The 1,297-nt window shown below is 42.6% G+C and carries 1 protein-coding gene; it reads left to right on the forward strand.

Annotated features, from left to right (window positions below; genetic code table 11):
• On the forward strand, positions 1–1,289 hold a 1,289-nt coding region (locus JGK16_RS32660; RefSeq protein ID WP_366054183.1), incomplete at its 5' end, for a transposase.
• Between the last annotated feature and the right edge of the window lie 8 nt (positions 1,290–1,297).

A 1,297-nucleotide genomic window follows, 5' to 3' on the forward strand; every position in this document is an offset into this window, starting at 1 on the left:
AGGACTACTTTATTCTAGAAATCCTGTTGCCATTTTGTAGAAATTGGGTAAAATCAAACAAGGAGGTGATGCAAGTGTTCAATCTGACTTATGAATTCAAATTGAAACCGACAAAAACACAAGTAGCAATATTTGAGGATTGGTTGGAACAATGTCGCAAGGTCTATAATTATGCCCTGCAAGAACGTAAAGATTGGTATAATTCCCGAAAATGTCGGATTGACGCTTGTTCCCTTCGCTCGGAATTCATCATCAGAGCTGACACACCCAGACCAACTTACTCAACTCAATGTAAAGCCTTAACTGCATACAGGAAAACCAGCCCTGCATTACAACGTATCAATGCTCAAGCTTTACAACAAGTGCTGCGCCGACTAGAAAAGGCATTTGTAAGTATGTGGGAACAAAACCACGGATTTCCCCGATTCAAAAAAAGGGGAACCATGAGGTCTTTTGTGTTTCCACAACTAAGTTTAAACCCCATTCAAAATAGTAGTGTCAAACTGCCTGTAATTGGCTGGGTAAGATTTTGGCAATCCCGAGCGATTCCCGATGGTGGAATTATTAAGCAGGCACGGGTAGTAAATCGTGCATCCGGCTGGTATCTAATGCTGACCGTTCAATGGGATGTAAAAATTCCCGACGTAGTGCCACACGGAAATTCCCTAGGAATTGATGTCGGACTAACTAATTTCATAGCAACTTCTAATAGTCTTTTAGTCAAGCGGCCAAGGTTTTTTATAGACGCAGAACGCAAGCTGAAATTGCTGCAAAAACGTGTGAGTAAAAAGCGCAGTGGCTCAAATAATTGGCGCAAAGCTCAAAAAAAAGTTGCTCTTTTGCACGAATACGTTGCTAATTGTCGAAAAGATTGGCATCGCAAAATCTCTCATCAAATTTGCAATGATGTGGGGATGGTATTTGTTGAGGACTTAAATTTAGTTGGACTATCCAGAGGGATGCTGGGCAAGCACTGCTTAGACGCTGGATGGGGTCAATTTTTCACTATTTTGGAACAAACCTGTTGGAAACGCGGGGTGTACTTCCAAAAAGTGAATGCTAAGAAAACCAGTCAGATTTGTCCAAATTGCGGTGTCGCAACAGGCAAAAAAGAGCTTGCTGAGCGTACTCATACTTGCTCAAATTGCGGTTATACAACCGATAGAGATGTTGCAGCAGCTCAAGTAGTTCTAATTAGAGGACTTGCAGCCGTAGGGCATACGGTCAAGATGCTTGCCGAGGGTAAATTCGTCGGAATCCCACTGAAGCAAGAATCCTCTCGCCTTTAGGCAGAGGT

It is taken from the genome of Microcoleus sp. PH2017_09_SFU_O_A (genome assembly GCF_020738625.1).
In the GTDB taxonomy this organism is placed as follows: Bacteria; Cyanobacteriota; Cyanobacteriia; order Cyanobacteriales; family Microcoleaceae; genus Microcoleus.